Here is a 248-nt window from a genome sequence, read left to right on the forward strand (position 1 = left end):
CATTTCCTTTGCCTTCATGCGGACAATTTTCGGCTCCTTCATGAATTTCTCTGCAATCCGCTGAATCGGAGCAGGCATCGTCGCTGAGAATAACAATGTTTGACGTTCTTCAGGGATTTCAGCAAGGATTGCTTCGATATCTTCAATAAATCCCATGTTTAGCATTTCGTCCGCTTCATCAAGGATCACCGTTTGAACATGGTCAAGACGAATCGTCTTTCTGTTAATATGATCGAGCAGACGCCCTG

The 248-nt window shown here is 44.4% G+C and carries 1 protein-coding gene; it reads right to left on the bottom strand.

What is annotated here, in order from left to right; translation table 11 throughout:
- Positions 1–248: DEAD/DEAH box helicase (locus RYX56_RS24285; protein ID WP_317124374.1), on the bottom strand; the 248-nt coding region annotated here is incomplete at both ends.

Source organism: Alkalihalophilus lindianensis (assembly GCF_032843265.1).
GTDB classification, from domain to species: Bacteria; Bacillota; Bacilli; order Bacillales; family Bacillaceae_D; genus Alkalihalophilus; species Alkalihalophilus lindianensis.